Genomic DNA, 20,867 nt, shown 5'->3' with positions numbered 1-20,867 from the left:
ACGGGTGGTATCTCGCGGAATTGTTACGAAAGGGGCGCGAACGCGTCGCGGGCCCGTCACGGACGTATCGCGCACCCGTGACGGGAGTCAGATTTAGGTGATATTTTTTTCGTGGCGCGGAAGCTCGCCAAGGCCGCCGAGGTTCGTCGAGGTTCGCTGAAGGAGGTCGCACTCCATGAGCCCGTTCACCGGCTCCGTGCCCCGCACCGAGGAGTGGCGCCATCTGCGCCTGACCCGCGACCCGGACATCGGGGTCGCGACCGTCACCCTCGCCCGCCCAGAAAAACTCAACGCGCTCACCTTCGGCGCTTACGCCGATCTGCGCGATCTCCTCGCCGAACTGTCCCGGGAACGCTCCGTGCGCGCCCTTGTCCTGGCGGGTGAGGGCCGCGGCTTCTGCTCCGGCGGCGATGTCGACGAGATCATCGGCGCCACGCTCGCCCTGGACACGGCCCGGCTCCTGGACTTCAACCGGATGACCGGCCAGGTGGTCCGGGCGATCCGGGAGTGCCCCTTCCCGGTGATCGCCGCTGTGCACGGGGTCGCCGCGGGCGCCGGCGCCGTCCTCGCGCTCGCCGCCGACTTCCGGATCGCCGACCCCTCCGCCCGCTTCGCCTTCCTCTTCACCCGGGTCGGCCTCTCCGGGGGCGACATGGGCGCGGCCTATCTGCTGCCCCGCGTGGTCGGGCTCGGGCACGCCACCCGGCTGCTGATGCTCGGCGAGCCGGTGGCCGCGGCCGAGGCCGAACGGATCGGGCTGATCAGCGAACTCACCGACGAGGGCGGGGCCGACGCGCGCGCCGCCGAGCTGGCCCGCCGGCTCGCGGAAGGCCCGGCGCTCGCCCACGCGCAGACCAAGGCCCTGCTGACCGCCGAGCTCGACATGCCGCTCGCCGCCGCCGTGGAACTGGACGCCGCCACCCAGGCGCTGCTGATGAACGGCGCGGACTACCGGGAGTTCCACGCCGCCTTCACCGAGAAGCGGCCACCGATGTGGCAGGGCCGCTGATGGCCCGCGTCCCACGCGTCGCGGTCATCGGCGGCGGACCGGGCGGGCTCTACGCCGCCGCCCTGCTCAAACGGCTCGACCCCGGCCGCGAGATCACCGTCTGGGAACGCAACGCGCCCGACGACACCTTCGGCTTCGGTGTCGTGCTCTCCGACGAGACGCTCGGCGGTATCGAGCACGCCGATCCCGTCGTCCACCGGGCGCTCCAGGCCGAGTTCGTACGCTGGGACACGATCGACATCGTGCACCGCGGCCGGACGCTCACCTCCGGCGGCCACGGCTTCGCGGCGCTCGGGCGGCGCCGGCTGCTGGAGATCCTGCACAAGCGCTGCGCGTCCCTCGGCGTACGGCTGCGATTTCGCACCGAGTCCCCGCCCGCCGCCGAACTCGCCACCACCCACGACCTGGTGATCGCCGCCGACGGGATCCACAGCCTCACCCGCGAGGCCCACGCCGAGGTCTTCGCCCCCACGATCACCACCCATCGCTGCCGCTATGTCTGGCTCGCCGCCGACTTCGCCCTCGACGCGTTCCGCTTCGAGATCGCCGAGACCGAGCACGGCGTGATGCAACTCCACGGCTACCCCTACGCGAACGGCGCCGCGGGCGCACGGAGCACGGTCATCGTCGAGATGCGCGAAGAGGTCTGGCGAGCGGCCGGATTCGGCGACCTCGACGAGCGGCAGTCGGCGGAACGCTGCGCCGGGATCTTCGCCGACGCGCTCGGCGGACGTCCGCTGCGCGCCAACGCCTCGTCCTGGAGCGCGTTCCGCACCGTGGTCAACGAACGCTGGAGTCACGGCAATACGGTCCTGATCGGCGACGCCGCCCACACCGCCCACTTCTCCGTCGGCTCCGGCACCAAGCTCGCCGTCGAGGACGCCCTCGCGCTCGCCGCCTGTATCGAGGAGCGCTCGGAGCTGCCGGACGCGCTCGCGGCGTACGAGAACGAGCGTCGTCCGGTCGTCGAGTCCACCCAGCGTGCCGCCGCCGCCAGCCTGCGCTGGTTCGAGGAGCTGGCCACCTACACCGACCAGCCGCCGCGCCAGTTCGCCTTCGGACTGCTCACCCGCAGCCGCCGGGTCACGCATGACAATCTGCGGCTGCGCGACCCCGCGTTCACCCGGGCGGTGGAGCGGGACTTCGGCTGCCCGCCCGGCACCCCGCCGATGTTCACGCCCTTCCGGCTGCGCGGACTGACCCTGCGCAACCGCGTCGTCGTCTCGCCGATGGACATGTACTCCGCCGTGGACGGTGTCCCGGGCGACTTCCATCTCGTCCATCTCGGGGCCCGTGCCCTGGGCGGTGCCGGGCTTGTCATGACCGAGATGGTGTGTGTCGGTCCGGAGGGCCGCATCACCCCCGGCTGCGCCGGCCTCTACAACCGGGAGCAGGGCGACGGCTGGCGCCGGGTCACCGACTTCGTGCACGCGCGGTCACCCGGCACTGCCATCGGTGTCCAACTCGGACACGCCGGGCGCAAGGGCGCCACACGTGTGATGTGGGAGGGCATGGACGAGCCGCTGCCCGTGGGCGGCTGGCCACTCGTCGCCGCCTCACCGCTGCCGTACCGGCCAGGCGTCAGCGAGGTCCCGCACCAGCTCGACCGTCGTCAACTCGACACGATCCGCGAACAGTTCACGGCCGCCGCCCGACGGGCCCAGCGCTGCGGCTTCGATCTGCTGGAACTGCACTGCGCCCACGGCTACTTGCTCTCCGGCTTCCTCTCCCCGCTGACCAACCGGCGTACCGACGCCTACGGCGGTTCGCTCACCGCCCGGCTGCGCTTTCCGCTCGAAGTCTTCGACGCCATCCGCGCCGACTGGCCCGACGACCGGCCCATGACGGTCCGGATCTCCGCCACCGACTGGGCGCCGGGCGGTACCACCCCCGAGGACGCCGTCGAGATCGCCCGTGCCTTCGTCGCACACGGCGCCGACGCGATCGATGTGTCGACCGGCCAGGTCGTCGCCGACGAACGGCCCGAGTTCGGCCGCTCGTACCAGACCCCGTTCGCCGATCTGATCCGTAACACCCTGTCCGTACCGGTCATCGCCGTGGGGGCCATCTCGTCCTGGGACGACGTCAACTCCCTGCTGCTCGCGGGCCGTACCGATCTGTGCGCGCTCGCCCGCCCCCATCTCCACGATCCGCAGTGGACACTGCACGCCGCCGCGGCCCAGGGCTACGAGGGCCCGGCCGCGCCATGGCCGGCGCCGTACCGCGCGGGCAGCCGCACACCCCCGGCAGGCCGCGCCGACGACCCGAAGCCGCGCCTCACTCTTCGCTGACCGGTCCCTCCACGAACGCCAGACCCCTGTCCCGCAACCGGGTGTGCAGACGGGTGAAGACCTCCGCGGACCGCTCTCCCGGCCAGTTCTCCGGAAGGAGTTCGGCGGGCAGACCGGGATCCGCGTAGGGCAGATGCCGCCAGGAGTCCAGGGCCAGCAGATAGTCGCGGTACGCGTCCCGCGCCGAGCCGGAGCCCCCGGGCCGGTGCGAGCCCGAGCCCCGGCTCTCCCAGGCGCGCAGCACCGGCTCGTGCGCGTCGAGGAACTCCTCGTGCTGCGTGGCGATCGCGTCCAGATCCCACCAGCGGGCCACGGCGTCGGCCGTCGCCTCGAAGCCGAGATGGTGCCCGCTGAACAGATCGACATACGAGTCGAGCCGCAGTCGCCGCAGGGTGTGCCGGGTCTCCTCGTACAGCCGGCCCGGCGCGATCCAGACCCCGGGCGCCGCCGTTCCGAAGCCCAGTTTGCCCAGCCGGGAGCGCAGCAGATGGCGCTTGTGGCGCTCGGACTCGGGGACGGTGAAGACCGCCAGGACCCAGCCGTCGGACAACGCGGGCGCGGGCCCGGCGTAGATCCTGCGGTCCCCGTCGTCGAGCAGCTGGCGGGCCTCGGCCGACAGCGCGTATCCGGCCGCGCCCCGCGCCGTACGCTCCGGGACCAGCAGGCCACGGCGTTTGAGCCGGGAGACCGAGGAACGTACGGACGGCGCGTCCACATCGAGGACCCCCAGCAGACGGATCAGCTCCGCCACGGCGAGTGGGGTGTCCTCCGGTGTGCGCCCGTACGCGCCGTACAGAGTGACGATCAGGGATCGGGGGGTGTGCTGCTCGGCCACGTGATCACTTTAGAGCCTCTCCGACAGGGCCCCGGCTCCGTCGACGGCCCCTCCGGGGCCGGGAATCCGCAGCCGGAAGCGCTGGAGTTTGCCGGTGGGGGTACGGGGGAGCGCGTCCAGGAAGACCACCGCGCGGGGGCACTTGTACGGGACCAGCCGCCCCCTGACGAACTCCCGCAGCGCCGCCGCGGTTGTCTCGCCGCGCTCCACGCCGTCGCGCACCACGACATACGCCGCGACGATCTGGCCGCGCAGTTCGTCGGGCAGACCGACCACCGCCGCCTCCACGACATCGGGATGGGCCAGCAACGCGTCCTCGACCTGTGGGCCCGCGATGTTGTACCCGGCCGAGATGATCATGTCGTCCGCGCGGGCCACATAGCGGAAGTAGCCGTCAGGCTCCCTTACGTAGGTGTCGCCGGTCAGATTCCAGCCGCCCCGCACATACTCGCGCTGGCGTGGATCCGCCAGATACCGGCAGCCCACCGGGCCGCGTACGGCCAGCAGACCCGGCTCGCCGTCCGGCACCGGCGCACCCGAGCCGTCCAGGACGCACGCCTGCCACCCCGGCACGGGGACCCCCGTGGTGCCCGGCCGGATCGCCTCGTCCGCCGCGGAGATGAAGATATGGAGCAGCTCGGTCGCCCCGATGCCGTTGATGACCCGCAGCCCGGTGTGCTCCCGCCACGCCTGCCAGGTGGCCGCCGGCAGATTCTCGCCCGCCGAGACACAGCGGCGCAGGGAGGAGATGTCGTACGGGTGCGCGGTCAGCTCGTCCAGCATCAGGCGATAGGCGGTCGGCGCGGTGAACAGGACCGACACCCGGTGCCGGGCGATCGCCGCCAACAACTGGGCGGGCCGCGCCTGTTCGAGCAGCAGCGCGCAGGCCCCCGCCCGCATCGGGAAGACCAGCAGACCGCCGAGGCCGAAGGTGAACCCGAGCGGCGGGCTGCCCGCGAAGAGGTCGTCGGGCCCGGGGCGCAGCACCTGTCGCGAGAAGGTGTCCGCGATGGCGAGAACGTCACGGTGGAAGTGCATGCACCCCTTGGGCCGGCCCGTCGTCCCCGAAGTGAAGGCGATCAGCGCCACATCGTCCGCCGCCGTCTCCACCGCGGTGTATCGCGTCGGCTTGCCGTCCGTCAGCCGCAGCAGATCGTCCGGGGAATCCGCGCCATAGGTCGTGATCCGCAGCCCCGGGATCTCCGCCCTGATCAGTTCGTCCACCGACCTGATGTCACACAGGGCATGGCCGATCCGCGCCATCTCGCCCATGGTGGCCAGCTCCGCCGCGCGCTGCTGGGCCAGCACCGTCACGGCCACCGCGCCCGCCTTGAGCACCGCCAGCCAGCAGGCCGCCAGCCAGGGCGTGGTCGGCCCGCGCAACAGCACCCGGTTTCCCGGCACCACGCCCAGATCGGTGGTGAGGACATGGGCGATCCGGTCGACGCGCCCGCGTAACTCCCCGTACGTCCAGACCTCCCCGCCGGGCCCGCGGAAGGCGGGCCGGTCCGCGCCGAAGCGTTCGACCGTACGGTCCAGCAGCTCGGCCGCGCAGTTCAACCGGCCGGGATAGCCGGGAGAGACGGGGCGGCCGGGAGAGTCCGGCGCGGACGGGGAGTCCGATGTGGACGGGAGGGGAAGGAGCCGGGGCCACTGGTCCGCGGGCGGCAGATGGTCGCGCGCGAAGGTGTCCCGGTGGGCCGACGGTGTCAGCTCCATGGTGCGCCCCCTTGCGGTGGTGGGGTCGTCCATCGAGGTGCTGTGGCGGGCTCGCCCATCGAGCGTATCGTGAAGGTGACGACAGTCAACGGTCCGCGATAGACGCGCTGGAAGTGGGGGCCCGGATGCCCGTATTCTCGCTCGATCCGGAACAGAACGACTGGTGCGCACGGCTGCGCGCCCTCGCCGTGGAACGGCTGCGCCCGATCGCGGAGAAGGGCGAACCCGGCGCGGTGAACCGTCCGTTGATCGCCGCCCTGGGGGAACTCGGCCTGTTGGAGAGGCTGTTCGGAACCGGGGCACTGGAACTCTGTCTGCTGCGCGAATCCCTCGCCCAAGGTTGTACGGAGGCCGAGACCGCGCTCGCGCTCCAGGGCCTCGGCGCGTATCCGCTCGTCCTCGCGGGCACCGGCGGGCAGCGCGCACGCTGGCTGCCCGAGGTGCGCGCGGGCCGCGCCGTGGCGGCCTTCGCGCTCAGCGAGCCGGGCGCCGGATCCGATGCCGCCGCGCTGGCCCTGCGGGCCGTTCCGGACGGCGAGGGCTGGCTGCTGACCGGCGAGAAACGCTGGATCTCGAACGCCCCCGACGCCGACTTCTACACCGTCTTCGCCCGCACGGACACGGCAGCCGGCAACCGTACCGGGACCGGCAGCGGAGCCCGTGGCGTCACGGCCTTTCTCGTCCCCGCCGACCGTCCCGGGCTCACCGGCACCCCGATCGAGATGCTCTCCCCGCACCCCGTCGGCGCCCTCGCCTTCGACGCCGTACCCGTGACCCGTGACGACGTCCTGGGCGAGGTGGACCACGGCTTCCGGGTGGCCATGGGCACCCTGAACCTGTTCCGTCCCAGCGTCGGCGCCTTCGCCGTCGGCATGGCGCAGGCGGCGCTGGACGCGGCCCTGGAACACACCGCGGAGCGCCGGGCGTTCGGCGGCCCGCTCAGCCAACTCCAGTCCGTGGCACACCAGATCGCGGAGATGGCGACCCGTACCGAGGCGGCGCGGCTGCTGGTGTACGCGGCGGCCACGGCGTACGACACCGGCGACCCCGACGTGCCGCGGCGCTCGGCCATGGCGAAGCTGTTCGCCACCGAGACCGCGCAGTATGTCGTCGACGCCGCCGTCCAGTTGCACGGCGCCCGCGCCCTCCAGCGCGGCCATCCGCTGGAGCATCTCTACCGCGAGGTCCGGGCGCCGCGGATCTACGAGGGCGCCACCGAGGTCCAGCGCACCATCATCGCCGGGGAGTTGTACCGACCCTCGCGCCAAGACCGGGAGCGAGGGCGGGAGCAGGCGCGGGAGCGGGGGCGGGCGCGATGAGTCTGGAACGCCTCAACCCCGCCGGGCTCTCGCCCGCCACCGGCTTCTCGCACGCCGTCACGGCCACCGGCGGGCGCCTGGTCCTGCTGGCCGGGCAGACCGCGCTCGACGGGAGCGGCGCCGTGGTGGGGGGGACGCTTCCCGCCCAGTTCGAGACCGCGCTCGGCAATCTCCTCACCGCGCTGGCGGCGGCGGGCGGCGGGCCGGCCGATCTCGCCCGGGTGACCGTGTATGCGACCGATGTCGCGGACTACCGCGCCCATGCCGCGGAACTCGGCCGGATATGGCGTCGGCTGGCCGGGCGTGACTATCCCGCGATGGCGGTCATCGGGGTCGTACGGCTCTGGGACGAACAGGCGCTGGTCGAGCTGGACGGTATCGCCGTACTGCCCTGACCGGCACGGCCGTTGGCGGGGGCCGCCCGCCTCTCGTAGCCGGGAACCGGTGGCCCGGCCCCATGGACAGCCCCCTCGCGGCGACGGCCGGTCAGGTGGGGATGGGCTTGGTCCGGGTGCAGTTCTTCCATTCGACCCAGGGCCGGGCGCCGCCGCTCTGCGGGCCCTTGGCGTAGGTCGGGTCGCCGGTGATCGTCTGGTTCTTCTCCTCGTGGGTGATGTCGATCCCGAAGAGCTTGAATCCGAGGGTGAGCTGTCCGGCGGAGATGCCGAAGCCGATGCCGAGTGAGGCGTTCCACCAGTCGGTGTTGGCCTCGTAGTCGAGGCGCGTGAGCTTTCCCTTGTCGTGCAGAAGGCGCTCGATCGGCCCCGCGTCGTCGTCCAGCGCCTCGGCGGCGTCCGAGGGGGTGGGCAGCGGGTTGCTCGCGGGGGCGTCGCCGCGTCCGCGCAGCCAGTCCTCGACGGCGGTGCTGTCGGTGTCGTTGTCGAGTGTGACCTCGGCCGACTCGGTGTGGATCCGTGAGTTGATGGTTCCGCCGCCGCCACCGACGTCGATCGTCACGGGACCGGCGTTGGCCCCCGCGCCGGTCTGGATGCCGGGTCCGTCGCCGGACTCCTGGCTGGTGGTGATCGTCAGTTTCTGCGGGTGGTGCGGTTTGCCGTCCTTCTCCTCCTGGTCGTAGGCCGCCGCGTCATAGGTGACCGCCACCTGCTGCATCCTGCTGCCCTTGGCCTGGCCCACCGCACCGGCCGTACCGCTGACGGTGAAGGTGTAGACGAACGTGATCTTGCCGGCGTCCGGACCGGTCTTGGCGCGCATGACCACCACGTCCTCGGTCATCGAACCCGACAGCCCCTCGAAGGAGATGCTGCCGAGGTCCTTGGGGCCGTCGGCGCCCTTGCCGTCCTTGCCGCCCTTGGTGTCCTTCCCGCTCTTGCCGTTGCCCTTGAAGGACTTTCCGAAGCTCACTCCGCCGGACGCCTCGACGGACGTCTTGGTGATGTCGACGTCGGGCGCCTTCTCGGGATCGAGGTCGGGCTTCTTCTTGTTCGCGTGGTAGCCGCAGATCATGCCCAGTTCCGAGGAGCGTGGTCCCGCGGGCCGGCTGTTGCAGTCGTCCATCGCCTTGAGGTATTCGGCGAACTGCTGCGCGTCCTCCAGGTTGGCCGCCAGATCCGCCTGGGTGTCGCCGGTCTTGTTCCCGTTGAAGAGCCACTGCCCGCCGCTGCCACTGCCCTTCACATAGCTGCCGCTCAGCGAGGCGCTGCCGCCCCAGTCCTTCAGGCCGGGGATGCCCGCGGAGATGCTCGCCGTGACACCGCCTCCGCTCTCGGTCACGCGCTCCAGGGTGACGGTGCCGTCGGACCACTGCTGGAGCTTGACCGTCTCCGAGTTGCTGATCTTGATGAAGAGGATCTGGATGACGACGGTGGTCTTGGTCTGGTCCTGGGACAGCAGACACTTCGCGGGCTCGAAGGGGTCGCCGTTGGGTACGAAGGGATCGTCGGGGCCACCTCCGCCCCCGCCGTCGCCTCCGCCGCCCTCGTCGCCCGCGTAGTCGCCGGAGGAGCACGCCTCGGCGCCGCTGAGCGGGTGGAGTATTCGGCACACCGCGCTCTTCAGCCCGGTCGCCGTGTCGGCGGGCACGCTCAGCCCGACGATCGCCGCGACGACCAGTGAGACGACACCGACCATCGCGGCGTATTCGGCCCCTCCCTGTCCCCGGTCGCGTCGCGACGGGGGAACGAGTGGGAGGTCATGCGCATGCCATCTGTGGAACCTTTCCGCGCCCTTCATCGGTTCTCCTCGCCCGCGTCGTCTCCCGTTCCCCCAAGTGACCGCAGCCTAAGGATGGGTCCGGGCCCAAGCGGAGGGCCCCCGGGCCCAGTTGGGGGCCCACTGCCATCGGGACATGGCCGAAGGCGGTCGGAAACGTGGCGTCAATTCGACGGTTGTGCGAAGGAACCCCTCGGGCCCGCCCGCCGTCTTCCGTGCCGACGTTGGATCCGGTTGATCAGCACGCATCCCGGCAGGCGTCGCTTCGGGCTCGTTTCACACAACACCTCACCTTTGGGGGAGAGTTGCTCAGAAAGACAAGCAGGGCGGGCGCGGCCATGGTGGCGGCGCTGCTCACCGCGGGGCTCACGACGGGTGCCGCCTCGGGGGCCACGTCCGGGGGTGCTTCGGCCGGCGAGCGCGCGGAGACCTTCGCCGCGAAGGCGCGGCAGGCGAAGGGCGAGCCGTCCGTGGTCACCCTGATCACCGGCGACCGTGTCCATGTGGACGCCAAGGGCCGGGTGACCCGGGTGGAGCCGGCCAAGGGCCGCGAGGGTGTCCGAATAGCCGTCAACCGCATAGCGGGCGCCACCTATGTGCTGCCCTCGGACGCGTCCCGGCTGGTGGCCCAGGGCAAGCTGGACCGGCGACTGTTCAATGTCAGCCGGCTGATCGAGGACCGCTACGACGACGCGCACCGCGGGACGCTCCCGCTGATCGTGTCGTACGCCAAGGCCGCCGAGGACAAGGCGCGGGCGAAGTCGGCCATCTCGGCCGCGGACGTCTCGGTACGTCGCGTCCTGCCCGCGGTCAAGGGCGAGGCGGTGACCGCGCCCAAGACCGGTACGTCCGAGGTGTGGCGCGCCCTCACCGCGACCGGCGAGCGGCGGAGCGGGGAGCGTACGGTCGCGCCGGGCATCGAGCGCGTATGGCTGGACGGCAAGCGCCGGGCGAGCCTGGACAAGAGCGTTCCGCAGATCGGCGCGCCCGCCGCCTGGCAGGCCGGATACGACGGCAAGGGCGTGAAGATCGCCGTCCTGGACACCGGCGTGGACGAGACCCACCCCGACCTCAAGGGCGTGGAGCTGGCCCAGAAGGACTTCTCGGGCTCGGGCAACGTGATCGACCACTTCGGCCATGGCACGCATGTCGCGTCCACCGCCGCGGGTTCCGGCGCCAAGTCGGGCGGCACGTACAAGGGCGTGGCGCCCGGTGCGAAGATCCTCGACGGCAAGGTGCTCGACGATTCCGGATTCGGTGACGACTCCGGCATCATCGCGGGTATGCAGTGGGCCGCCGACCAGGGCGCGAAGGTGGCCAACCTCAGTCTCGGCGGCGGCGACACCACGGAGACGGACCCGCTGGAGGCGGCGGTCGACAAGCTCTCCGCCGAGAAGGGCGTCCTCTTCGTCATCGCCGCGGGCAACGACGGTCCCGGCGCCGCCACGATCGGTTCGCCCGGCAGCGCGGCGTCCGCGCTCACCGTCGGCGCGGTCGACCGCGCCGACAACATCGCCGACTTCTCCAGCGTGGGTCCGACGGCCGACGGCTCGCTGAAGCCGGACATCACCGCGCCCGGCGTGGACATCGTCGCGGCGAAGGCGGCCCAGGGGCAGATCGGTGGCCCGGCGGCCGACGGCTATGTGTCGATGTCGGGCACCTCGATGGCGACCCCGCATGTCGCGGGCGCCGCCGCGCTCCTCGCCCAGCAGCACCCGGACTGGACCGGCCAGCGGATCAAGCAGACGCTGACCGCGTCCGCCAAGCCCAGCAACGGACTGACGGCCCATCAGCAGGGCACCGGCCGCGCCGATGTGGCCAGGGCGATCACCCAGACGGTGGTGAGCGAGCAGACGTCGCTGGGCTTCGGCGTCCAGCAGTGGCCGCACACCGACGACAAGCCGGTGACCAAGCGGCTCACCTACCGCAACAGCGGTGCGAAGCCGGTGACGCTCGACCTGTCGGTGGCGACGGTCGGCCCCCAGGGCAAGCCCGCCCCGGCCGGCTTCTTCGCGCTCGGCGCGCAGCGCGTCACCGTACCCGCGGGCGGCACGGCCGACGTCGACCTCACCGCGAACACCGGCGTCGGCACCCTGGACGGTACATACACCGGCGCGGTCACGGCCAAGGCGACCGAGGGCGGTCAGCAGGCCCGTACGTCGTTCGCCGTGACCCGCGAGGTCGAGTCGTACGACCTCACGATGAAGTTCATCGACACCAAGGGCAAGCCCGCCCAGGCCGAGACCACCGTCTACGGTCTCACCGCCGACTTCTGGCAGAACCCGTACGACACCGACGGCGACGGCATCGCCAAGATCCGGGTCCCCAAGGGCGTGTACGCGCTCGACGCGCCGGTGCAGACCCCCAACGGCGGCGAGACGCCCCCGGACATCGCGCTGATGGTGCGGCCGAAGTACTCGGTCACCAAGGACACCACGGTCACCTTCGACGCCCGCAAGGCCAAACCCATCTCCATCACGGCGCCGGACTCCGCGAAGCCGGGCGACGCGTACGTCAACTACTCCCTTCAGACGGGGGACAGCGGCTACGGCAGCACCTGGTTCCTGGACTCGTTCCAGGGCTTCCGCACCGCGCAGCTCGGCGCGGCGCTGCCCGCCGAGGAGTTCAGCAGCCAGGTGGGCGGTACCTGGCAGAAGGGCAGTACCAGCTACAGCCTCCTCTACAACCGCACCGGTTCGCTGTACACCGGCTTCAGCCACACCGCGTCCAAGAGTGAACTGGCCCTGGTGAACATCACGACCGGCGCCTCGGCCAAGGGCCGCAAGGGCACGATCAACCCGTTCTGGACCGCCCAGGGGTCCTTCGGCGTCGGCACGATCACCCAGCCGTTCGCCCTGCCCGCCACGGCCAAGACGTATGTCACCGCTCCCAAGGGCTTCACATGGGAGTTCGGCATCGGCCAGGACGGCACGGGCGAGGAGGGCGGCGTGTACCTCCAGTCCGATCCGCCCCGCGCGTACCAGGCGAAGAAGACCTACGAGAAGACGTACAACGTCGGTGTCTTCAGCCCGAAGGTGGACAAGGACAACACCGCGCTGCGCCTGGGGAACGAACTGGCCGTCTGTATCCCCGTGTTCACCGACGGAGCCGGCCACTTCGGCCAGTCGGAGGTGTCCAAGCAGCGCACGCTGATCACCATCGACGGCAAGAACGTCCTGGACGAGAAGGACGGTCTCTGCCAGTTCATCGAGGGTCTGCCCGCGAAGTCGGCCGCGTACCGCATCAGCACGGACGCGTCGCGCTCCACCAAGGTCGCAGGCGTCAGCACCCGTATCACCGCGGAGTGGGCGTTCGCCTCGAAGAAGCCCGCCGATGACACCATCGCCACCCTTCCGCTCTCCACCGTCCGCTTCGCCCCGAAGCTGGATCTGGGCAGCGCCGCGGCGGCCGGCAAGAAGCTCACCGTTCCGCTGACCCTCCAGGGCCCGGCGGCGGGCAAGGGCTTCAAGTCCCTGTCCGTGCAGGTCTCCTACGACGGTGGGACCAAGTGGGCCAAGGCCCCGGTCACCACCGGCAAGGACGGCGAGAAGAGCCTGTCGCTGAGCCACCCGAAGACGGCCAAGTCGGTCTCGTTCAAGGCGAAGCTCACCGACAAGAACGGCAACACGTACGAGACGACCATCGTGAAGGCGTACCTGCTGAAGTAGTGCGCCAGGTGTCTGACCCGTAGTCGGCCGCGCCCGGGGGATGAACGTCCTTCCCCGGGCGCGGCGTCGCGCTGCCGGCCGACCGCTTATGGATCTGTGACCTCTGTCACAGTGATGGGCGGATACGTGTAGACACCACCACCGCGGAGCCGGTGCCCCCAAGGTGAGGTTCCTCATGGCTTCGACTGACGTATGTCATGCGCATGTCTGATAAATGTCATGGCGCCCACATGGCGTTGGAATTATCCATTCCATTTGCGGTGTGATCCACGTCATACTCGTCCAGTTCGAATAGCTGCTTGTATCTCATCCCGGGTGAGTCCGAGCAGGTAAAGGGCTGCGCATCCATCCCTTTCCCCGGCCGCCTTCCGTATGTCCACCGTCCACCGCACATTCCTCATTGGGGAGGGACAAATGATCGAAGACAAGTTCAACGCACAGATGGAGGGCCTCGGTGGGCTCTCCGAGGAGACCCCCGGCTGGCTGGCGCATGAGACGTCTCCGGTTCTGGCCACGCCTGCCCTCGCCTTCGCGGGTGGCGCGGCTCTCGTCACGGGCGCCTACGCCGTCGGCAAGGTCGTCGGTTCCGCTCAGCCCGCGGGCCTGTCGCGCTAGCAATTCCGCACCATACGAGAGAAACCCCGCCGGGCCGGAGATGATTTCCGGCCCGGCGGGTCCGTTTGTGTCCGCATATTCGTCCGTATATTCCGGCTGAATGGCGCTGGATGGCGCTGGATGCGCGGAGTGCCACGGAAGGGAACGCCCGGCTGCCGGATGTCCGCGCGTGAATTACCTTTCGGGCGTTTCGCGCTCAGGTGCGTCAACACATCGGGAAATCCCGGAGGAGGCCCGCCACATGGCGCTCACCCGGTCGACTCCAGTGTGCTTTCGCGGGCCACTCTGCCGTCGGCGACCTCGATCAGACGACTGGCACACCGGGTGGCGAGACGCGGGTCGTGCGTGACGATCAGCAGGGTCTGCCCGATCTGATTGAGGTCGATCAGCAGGTCCATGACCTGCTCGCCCGAGCGGCTGTCGAGCGCGCCGGTCGGCTCATCGGCCAGCAGCAGGGCCGGACGGTTCATCAGCGCCCGTGCCACGGCCACTCGTTGACGCTCCCCGCCGCTCAACGCGGCCGGATAGGTGTCCTTGCGGCCGGCGACGCCCAGCTCGTCGAGGAGCTCCAGCGCCCGGCGGCGCGCCTGGCGGGCGGACGTACCGGTCAGCTGGGCGGCCAGCGCGACATTGTCCAGTGCCGGCAGATCGTCGATCAGATTGAAGAACTGGAAGATCATGCCGATGTGCCGCCGCCGGAACAGCGCCAGCCCGGTCTCGTCCAACTGCCCCAGATCCTGGCCGTGGACCCGCACCGTCCCCGACGTCGGGCGGTCCAGGCCCGCGACCATGCTGAGCAGGGTCGACTTCCCGCACCCCGAGGGCCCCATCACCGCGACCGCCTCCCCGGCACGGATCTCCAGGCGGACGCCGTCCAGGGCCTTCGCGTCGCCGTACTCCTTGTGGACGTCGTCCAGGCGCACGACGATCTGCGGGGAGCTGTCCAGATCAGTAGTCATGGCAAGAACCTAGAAGCCGCGGTACGGCGGCGACGTCCCTCCCCGGATGTAACCGGCCCCGCGGGTCATCCCGGGGATGTAGGGGACCTGGATCCGGAGCGTGACACGGGGCGGACGCGGATCGGGATGAGGCCGGGCGCGAAGACGTCGCCGGGCCTGTCCACGAGGGCGTGCCCGCCCGCATAATGCGGCGATGAGTATCAACCATGTCGTTCCCGGCCACGGACCACCGATCGGGGAGCGCGTCAGGCAGCTCGCCGAGACATGGCTCCGTGACGATCGTGCCGGCGATCAACTGCTGACCGGCAGGGCGTTCTTCGCCGTGTACTCCTGGTACCTGTGGTCCTCCCGGCAGGGAGCCGACCACGACGCCGCGTGCGCTCAGTACGTCGCCGCCTCGTACGACGCCATCGGCGGCGGCGACGGCTGGCACGCCATGCTGCGTGAGCGTGCCGCGTGCGAGAGCTGTTGGGACACCTACCGGCTGGAGAACATCGGGCTGTGCACCGGATGCATGCGGTACACCTGCTACGCCTGCGACGCCCACGGATCCTGCGCCGGCGAGATCGTCTGACCAGCCGCCGACCGGACCCCGCGGGGGGTGAGAGACGGCGTCGGCTCCTGCCCGACCGCGGACCGCGGACCTCCCGAAGCGACCGGCGCCGAACCCGCACCGCCGGTCAGCCCGGATGGCCCAGCCTGATCAGGCCGGGACTCACCAGCCCTGGACGCGATGTCCGGGCTTCCCGGAGCGTTCCTGAAATTGCGGACGAAGAGCTGAGGCGTACAGTCCGGACCAGGTGAACACCACCGCACGAAGGAGCAGGCGGATGGGCGCGAAACGGTGGCTCGGCGCATGGCCCGTATACCGGCAGCTCGTGGGGACGGACCCGCTGGGGCGGGGCAAGGCGGCGCAGTCCGGACGCTCCGTCGGCCTCGCGCCCCGGACGGCGAGCGCCGACCGCGTGGCCGACTCGATCTGCCCCTACTGCGCGGTGGGCTGCGCGCAGCGCGTCTATGTGAAGGACGAACAGGTCATCCAGATCGAGGGCAACCCGGACAGCCCGATCTCGCGCGGTCGTCTCTGCCCGAAGGGCTCGGCCGGCAAGCAGCTCGTCACCGGCCCCCAGCGCGAGCTGAAGGTGCGTTACCGGCCGCCCTACGGAACCGAGTGGCAGGACCTCGACCTGGACACGGCCATGGACATGGTGGCCGACCGGGTGCTGGACGCGCGGCGCAGGGGCTGGCAGGACACCGACGAGGCCGGGAAGACGCTACGGCGCACCATGGGCATCGCCAGCCTCGGCGGCGCGACACTGGACAACGAGGAAAACCACCTGATCAAGAAGTTGTTCACGGCCCTGGGAGCACTACAGGTCGAGAACCAGGCGCGTATTTGACACTCCGCCACGGTTCCCGGTCTGGGAACCTCGTTCGGGCGCGGCGGCGCGACCGATTACCAGCAGGACCTGGCCAACTCCGATTGCGTCATCATCATGGGCTCGAACATGGCCGAAGCCCATCCGGTCGGGTTCCAGTGGGTGATGGAGGCCAAGGCTCGCGGTGCCCGGGTCATCCACATCGACCCGCGGTTCACCCGTACCAGCGCACTGGCGGACCAGTACGTCTCGCTGCGGGCCGGTACCGACATGGCCTTCCTCGGCGGCGTGATCCATTACATCCTGTCCAACGGTCTGGACTTCCGGGAGTACGTGCGGTCGTACACCAACGCGCCGTTCCTGCTGAGCGAGCGGTACCAGGACACCGAGGACCTGGACGGGCTGTTCAGCGGGTACGACCCGCACACCGCGTCGTACGACCCGTCGAGCTGGCTGTACGAGAGCACCGAGGCGGCGCGGCGACCGAGCCGCCCCGAGGCGGAGGAGGGACCGGGCCCCCACGCGGGACCCGGCTGCCACGACAAGGAGCAGTCCGCGCCGTACCGGCACGGCGCCAGCGGTCCGGCCGTCGAAGGGGCCGCCGGCGAGATCGCCTCCGACCCCACCCTGGAGCATCCCCGCTGCGTGTTCCAGGTGCTCAAGCGGCACTTCTCCCGCTACACCCCCGAGATGGTGGAGCGGATCTGCGGGGTACCCCAAGAGCTGTTCCTGGGAGTCTGCCGCGACTGGACGGCGAACTCCGGCCGGGAGCGCACCGCCGCCCTGGTGTACAGCGTCGGCTGGACCCAGCACTCCGTCGGCGCCCAGTACATCCGGGCCGGGGCGATCATCCAGCTTCTGCTGGGCAACATCGGCCGTCCCGGCGGCGGGATCTTCGCGCTGCGCGGCCACGCCAGCATCCAGGGGTCCACGGACATCCCGACCCTGTTCAATCTGCTGCCCGGCTATCTGCCCATGCCGGACGTCACCCACGGGAACCTGGCCGCCTATCTGGACACCGTCCGCCCCCGCGACCAGAAGGGATTCTGGGGCGACGCCGACGCCTACATGATCTCGCTGCTCAAGGAGTACTGGGGCGACGCGGCGACGGCGGAGAACGACTACTGCTTCGACTACCTGCCACGGATCAACGGCGACCACGGTACGTACCGCACCGCGATGGACATGATCGACGGGAAGGTCTTCGGCTACTTCCTGCTCGGCCAGAACCCCGCCGTCGGCTCCGCCCACGGCCGGCTCCAGCGCCTGGGCATGGCCAACCTCGACTGGCTGGTCGTGCGCGACCTCGCCATGATCGAGAGCGCCACGTTCTGGAAGGACGCCCCCGAGACCGAGACCGGCGAGATCGTCACCGAGCGCTGCCGCACGGAGGTGTTCTTCTTCCCCGCGGCCTCGCACGTGGAGAAGTCCGGCACCTTCACCCAGACCCAGCGGATGCTGCAATGGCGGGACCAGGCCGTCGAGCCGGCCGGTGACCAGCGGTCGGAGCTGTGGTTCTTCTACCAGCTGGGCCGGCGGCTCAAGGCGAGGCTGGCCGGCTCCGCCGACGAGCGCGATCGCCCCGTCCTCGATCTGGCCTGGGACTATCTGGCCGAGGGCGACGAGCCGTCCGCCGCGGACGTGCTGCGCCACATCAACGGGATCGACCTGCGCACCGGGCGGACGGTCAGCGGTTACGCCGACCTCAGGGCCGACGGCAGCACAGCCTGCGGCTGCTGGATCTACAGCGGGGTGTACGCCGACGAGATCAACCAGGCCCGGCGCCGTAAGTCCCGGTTCGAGCAGGGGCCGTACGACGCGGAGTGGGGCTGGACCTGGCCGATGAACCGGCGCGTGCTCTACAACCGCGCCTCCGCCGACCCGCAGGGCAGGCCGTGGAGCGAGCGGAAGGCCCTCGTCTGGTGGGACGAGCAGCGGCGTGAGTGGACCGGGCGCGACACACCGGACTTCGAGAAGGGCAAGCCGCCCGATTACCGGCCGCCCGAGGGGGCGTCGGGTACCGAGGCGCTGCGCGGCGACGACGCGTTCATCATGATGTCCGACGGGAAGGCGTGGCTGTTCGCCCCGGCCGGACTCGCGGACGGTCCGCTGCCCACCCACTACGAGCCGCACGAGTCGCCCACGCGCAACCTCCTCTACGGTCAGCAGGCCAACCCCGTGCGGAAGGTGTACGGGCGTCCCGACAACCCGTCCAACCCCGCCCCGCCCGAGGCGCACAGCGCGGTGTTCCCCTATGTCTTCACCGCGGCGCGGCTCACCGAGCACCACACCGCGGGCGGCATGAGCCGGCAGCTCCCGTATCTGTCGGAGCTTCAGCCGGAGCTGTTCGTGGAGGTGTCACCGGAACTGGCGGCCGAACGCGGCCTGCGCCATCTGGACTGGGGACATGTGATCACCAGCAGGACCGCGGTGGAGGCCCGGGTCGTCGTCACCGACCGGATGGCGCCGCTGCGGATCGACGGCCGGATCGTCCACCAGGTCTGGATGCCCTACCACTGGGGGCAGCGCGGACTGACCACCGGGGACGTGGTCAACGACCTGATCGGCGTGGTGGCGGAGCCGAATGTGTTCATCCAGGAGAGCAAGGTGCTCACCTGCGATATCCGGCCCGGGCGCCGCCCCCGGGGACCGGCCCTGCTGACGTACGTCGACGGCTACCGCGGCCGGGCCGGGATCACGCGGGAGACCGGCACCCGCATCGTGACGGTCGGCGACGGCCCCCGGCCGCCCCACACCGAACCGGGCCCATCGGAGGGACCAGCATGACGCACGAGCACAGCTTGTACGGGGCGCTCGCGGATCCCGCGGCGGACGCCGGCCACCGCGACCACCCGCCCCGGGTGGGCTTCTTCACCGACACCTCCGTCTGCATCGGCTGCAAGGCCTGCGAGGTGGCCTGCAAGGAATGGAACAACGTGCCCGAGGACGGCCTCGACCTGCTGGGCATGTCGTTCGACAACACCGGCATGCTCGGGGCGAGTTCCTGGCGGCACGTCGCCTTCATCGAGCAGGAACGTCCGCTGGGCCGGCAGGACGCGGGCCTGGCCGCCCTTCCTACCGGCCCCTCCAGCACCGATGGCGCCGAGGCAGCGGTGGCCGACGCGCTCGCTCATGCCGAACGAGGCGGCGGTGATCTCGGCACCGCCCCGGTCCACCTCGGATTCCCCTCCTTCGAACTGCCGGGCGCCGGCACGGGCGCGGAGAGCCGCACGGCCTTCCGCTGGCTGATGTCCTCCGACGTGTGCAAACACTGCACCCACGCCGGATGCCTCGACGTGTGCCCCACCGGGGCCCTGTTCCGTACCGAATTCGGCACCGTGGTCGTGCAGGACGACATCTGCAACGGCTGCGGCTACTGCGTGTCCGCCTGCCCCTACGGGGTGATCGACCGACGGCCCGACGACGGACGGGCCTGGAAGTGCACCCTGTGCTACGACCGGTTGCGCGGCGACTTGGAACCGGCCTGCGCGAAAGCGTGCCCGACGGACTCCATCCAGTTCGGCCCGCTCGACGAGCTGCGGGAGCGGGCCGACCGGCGACTGGCGCGGCTGCACGAGGCCGGAGTCGCCGAGGCCCGGCTGTACGGCCGCGACCCCGACGACGGGGTGGGCGGCGACGGCGCGTTCTTCCTGCTGCTGGACGAGCCCGAGGTGTACGGACTGCCACCGGACCCGGTCGTGCCCACGCGCGACCTGCCCGCGATGTGGAGATACGCGGGCGTGGCCGCCTCGGCCCTGCTGGCCGCCTCGGCCGCCGTCTTCCTGGGCGGAGGCCCGCGATGACCGACGACGGAAGCCCGCGCGGGCCGCGCGGCCGGGCCGGCTCGACCGGCGTCCGGGCGCGCACAGGCGGCGCGGGCCCGGGCGGTGACGGGAGCGGTGAGCGGTCGGTCGTACCGAGCACGGAATTCCGCTCCTACTACGGCCGGCCCGTGCTGAAGCCACCCGTGTGGGAGTGGAAGATCCCGGCGTACCTGTTCACCGGTGGGCTGGCGGCCAGTTCGGCCCTGCTCGGGGCGGGTGCCGATCTGACCGGGCGTCCGGCGCTGCGCCGGGCGAGCCGGCTCGGCAGCTTCTGCGCCCTGGTGGCCAGCACGTATCTGCTGGTCGCGGACCTGGGCCGGCCCGAGCGGTTCCACCACATGCTGCGGGTCGCGAAGCCGACCTCCCCGATGTCCGTCGGCACCTGGATCCTCGTGGCCTTCGGGCCCGGCAGCGCCGTGGCGGCCACGGCCGAGCTGCTGCCCGCGTCCTCGCGCGCCACCTTGCCCGGACGGCTGCTGCGGATGGCCGCGCGCCCGGCCGGGTTGTCCGCGGCCGTCTTCGCCCCCGGGCTCGCCTCCTACACGGCCGTGCTGCTCTCCCAGACGGCCGTGCCGGCCTGGCACGACGCCCGCCGGGAGATGCCGTTCGTGTTCACCGGGTCCGCGGCGGCGAGCGGAGGCGGCCTCGGGATGCTGCTGGCGCCGGTGGCCGAGGCCGGTCCCGCCCGTCGGCTCGGCGCGGCCGGGGCGGCGGCGGAACTCGTCGCCTCCCGGCTGATCGAGCGGCGTCCCGGCCTGGTGACCAAGGCGTACACCACCGGGCGGGCGCACCGGCTGCGTCGGGCGTCGGAATACCTCACGCTGGGCGGGGCGCTCGCCGCGCTGACCGTCGCCCGGCGCAACCGCCCGGCCGCGGCCGCGGCCGGGCTGGCCCTGCTCGCCGGCAGCGCCCTGCAACGCTTCGGCACGTTCGAGGCGGGCGTCGCGTCCACGGAGGATCCCGCCTATGTCGTGGTGCCGCAGCGGGAACGCCTGAGCGAGCGAGACGCCGGGCGACACGGATCGTGACATCGCGGGGTACGGTCACGGGCCCCGACGGCGACCGTACGGGACCCGC

14 protein-coding genes are annotated in these 20,867 nt (G+C 71.0%); 10 read left to right on the top strand and 4 right to left on the bottom strand.

Annotated features, from left to right (window positions below; translation table 11 throughout):
* The first annotated feature begins 175 nt into the window (after window positions 1-175).
* A complete protein-coding gene (locus tag ABTZ59_RS04570; RefSeq protein WP_351390469.1) occupies window positions 176-1,009 on the top strand; it encodes an enoyl-CoA hydratase family protein in 834 nt (277 codons plus the stop codon).
* The gene (locus tag ABTZ59_RS04565; protein ID WP_351390954.1) at window positions 1,009-3,300 is read left to right on the top strand and encodes a bifunctional salicylyl-CoA 5-hydroxylase/oxidoreductase; all 2,292 of its coding nucleotides are present in this window, start codon (window positions 1,009-1,011) and stop codon (window positions 3,298-3,300) included. Before ABTZ59_RS04570 ends, ABTZ59_RS04565 begins: the two co-directional genes overlap by 1 nt.
* Here ABTZ59_RS04565 and ABTZ59_RS04560 read toward each other — a convergent pair.
* Together ABTZ59_RS04560 and ABTZ59_RS04555 are read right to left on the bottom strand one after the other, a co-directional pair.
* Entirely contained in the window at window positions 3,287-4,135 is an 849-nt protein-coding gene (locus ABTZ59_RS04560) for a PaaX family transcriptional regulator (protein WP_351390466.1), read from the bottom strand. The genes ABTZ59_RS04565 and ABTZ59_RS04560 overlap by 14 nt on opposite strands.
* Window positions 4,136-4,144: 9 nt before the next feature.
* Window positions 4,145-5,854, bottom strand: a complete 1,710-nt coding sequence (locus ABTZ59_RS04555; protein WP_351390463.1) for an AMP-binding protein — start codon at window positions 5,852-5,854, stop codon at window positions 4,145-4,147.
* A gap of 125 nt (window positions 5,855-5,979) precedes the next feature.
* Between ABTZ59_RS04555 and ABTZ59_RS04550 the strand changes: the two genes are divergently transcribed.
* Window positions 5,980-7,173, top strand: a complete 1,194-nt coding sequence (locus ABTZ59_RS04550; protein WP_351390460.1) for an acyl-CoA dehydrogenase family protein — start codon at window positions 5,980-5,982, stop codon at window positions 7,171-7,173.
* Complete coding sequence (locus tag ABTZ59_RS04545) at window positions 7,170-7,568, top strand: RidA family protein (RefSeq protein ID WP_351390457.1); 399 nt, start codon at window positions 7,170-7,172, stop codon at window positions 7,566-7,568. The genes ABTZ59_RS04550 and ABTZ59_RS04545 overlap by 4 nt, the downstream gene beginning before the upstream one ends.
* A gap of 91 nt (window positions 7,569-7,659) precedes the next feature.
* On the opposite strand, the gene ABTZ59_RS04540 is transcribed toward ABTZ59_RS04545, so the two are convergent.
* Entirely contained in the window at window positions 7,660-9,264 is a 1,605-nt protein-coding gene (locus ABTZ59_RS04540; protein ID WP_351390452.1) for a hypothetical protein, read from the bottom strand.
* A 386-nt stretch (window positions 9,265-9,650) separates the two neighbouring features.
* On the opposite strand from ABTZ59_RS04540, the gene ABTZ59_RS04535 reads away from it, so the two are divergent.
* A complete protein-coding gene (locus tag ABTZ59_RS04535; protein ID WP_351390449.1) occupies window positions 9,651-13,013 on the top strand; it encodes a S8 family peptidase in 3,363 nt (1,120 codons plus the stop codon).
* A 414-nt stretch (window positions 13,014-13,427) separates the two neighbouring features.
* Window positions 13,428-13,628, top strand: a complete 201-nt coding sequence (locus ABTZ59_RS04530) for a hypothetical protein (RefSeq protein ID WP_351390445.1) — start codon at window positions 13,428-13,430, stop codon at window positions 13,626-13,628.
* Window positions 13,629-13,876: 248 nt separating this feature from the next.
* Here the strand turns inward: ABTZ59_RS04530 and ABTZ59_RS04525 are convergent, their stop codons facing one another.
* A complete protein-coding gene (locus ABTZ59_RS04525; RefSeq protein WP_351390442.1) occupies window positions 13,877-14,587 on the bottom strand; it encodes an ABC transporter ATP-binding protein in 711 nt (236 codons plus the stop codon).
* A 193-nt stretch (window positions 14,588-14,780) separates the two neighbouring features.
* Between ABTZ59_RS04525 and ABTZ59_RS04520 the strand changes: the two genes are divergently transcribed.
* The 4 genes from ABTZ59_RS04520 to nrfD all read left to right on the top strand — a co-directional run bounded on the left by ABTZ59_RS04520 (window position 14,781) and on the right by nrfD (window position 20,818).
* Window positions 14,781-15,161 (top strand): hypothetical protein, encoded by a 381-nt coding sequence (locus ABTZ59_RS04520; RefSeq protein WP_351390439.1) that lies wholly within the window; start codon window positions 14,781-14,783, stop codon window positions 15,159-15,161.
* Between the two features lie 256 nt (window positions 15,162-15,417).
* Window positions 15,418-18,753, top strand: a complete 3,336-nt coding sequence (gene fdh, locus ABTZ59_RS04515; protein ID WP_351390436.1) for a formate dehydrogenase — start codon at window positions 15,418-15,420, stop codon at window positions 18,751-18,753.
* Complete coding sequence (locus ABTZ59_RS04510; protein WP_351390433.1) at window positions 18,750-19,769, top strand: 4Fe-4S dicluster domain-containing protein; 1,020 nt, start codon at window positions 18,750-18,752, stop codon at window positions 19,767-19,769. The genes fdh and ABTZ59_RS04510 overlap by 4 nt, the downstream gene beginning before the upstream one ends.
* Window positions 19,766-20,818, top strand: a complete 1,053-nt coding sequence (gene nrfD, locus ABTZ59_RS04505) for an NrfD/PsrC family molybdoenzyme membrane anchor subunit (RefSeq protein WP_351390430.1) — start codon at window positions 19,766-19,768, stop codon at window positions 20,816-20,818. The genes ABTZ59_RS04510 and nrfD overlap by 4 nt, the downstream gene beginning before the upstream one ends.
* Window positions 20,819-20,867 lie beyond the last annotated feature (49 nt).

This window comes from Streptomyces sp. NPDC094034 (assembly GCF_040303865.1).
In the GTDB taxonomy this organism is placed as follows: domain Bacteria; phylum Actinomycetota; class Actinomycetes; order Streptomycetales; family Streptomycetaceae; genus Streptomyces.
This window is presented reverse-complemented; position numbering and strand designations above follow the sequence as displayed.

Excerpts from the sequence above, each read along its gene's own strand:
- ABTZ59_RS04570 (WP_351390469.1), top strand. The coding sequence starts at position 176 with ATGAGCCCGTTCACCGGCTCCGTGCCCCGCACCGAGGAGTGGCGCCAT.
- ABTZ59_RS04565 (WP_351390954.1), top strand. The coding sequence starts at position 1,009 with ATGGCCCGCGTCCCACGCGTCGCGGTCATCGGCGGCGGACCGGGCGGG.
- ABTZ59_RS04555 (WP_351390463.1), bottom strand. The coding sequence starts at position 5,854 with ATGGAGCTGACACCGTCGGCCCACCGGGACACCTTCGCGCGCGACCAT.
- ABTZ59_RS04550 (WP_351390460.1), top strand. The coding sequence starts at position 5,980 with ATGCCCGTATTCTCGCTCGATCCGGAACAGAACGACTGGTGCGCACGG.
- ABTZ59_RS04545 (WP_351390457.1), top strand. The coding sequence starts at position 7,170 with ATGAGTCTGGAACGCCTCAACCCCGCCGGGCTCTCGCCCGCCACCGGC.
- ABTZ59_RS04540 (WP_351390452.1), bottom strand. The coding sequence starts at position 9,264 with ATGGTCGGTGTCGTCTCACTGGTCGTCGCGGCGATCGTCGGGCTGAGC.
- ABTZ59_RS04530 (WP_351390445.1), top strand. The coding sequence starts at position 13,428 with ATGATCGAAGACAAGTTCAACGCACAGATGGAGGGCCTCGGTGGGCTC.
- ABTZ59_RS04525 (WP_351390442.1), bottom strand. The coding sequence starts at position 14,587 with ATGACTACTGATCTGGACAGCTCCCCGCAGATCGTCGTGCGCCTGGAC.
- ABTZ59_RS04520 (WP_351390439.1), top strand. The coding sequence starts at position 14,781 with ATGAGTATCAACCATGTCGTTCCCGGCCACGGACCACCGATCGGGGAG.
- ABTZ59_RS04510 (WP_351390433.1), top strand. The coding sequence starts at position 18,750 with ATGACGCACGAGCACAGCTTGTACGGGGCGCTCGCGGATCCCGCGGCG.
- nrfD (WP_351390430.1), top strand. The coding sequence starts at position 19,766 with ATGACCGACGACGGAAGCCCGCGCGGGCCGCGCGGCCGGGCCGGCTCG.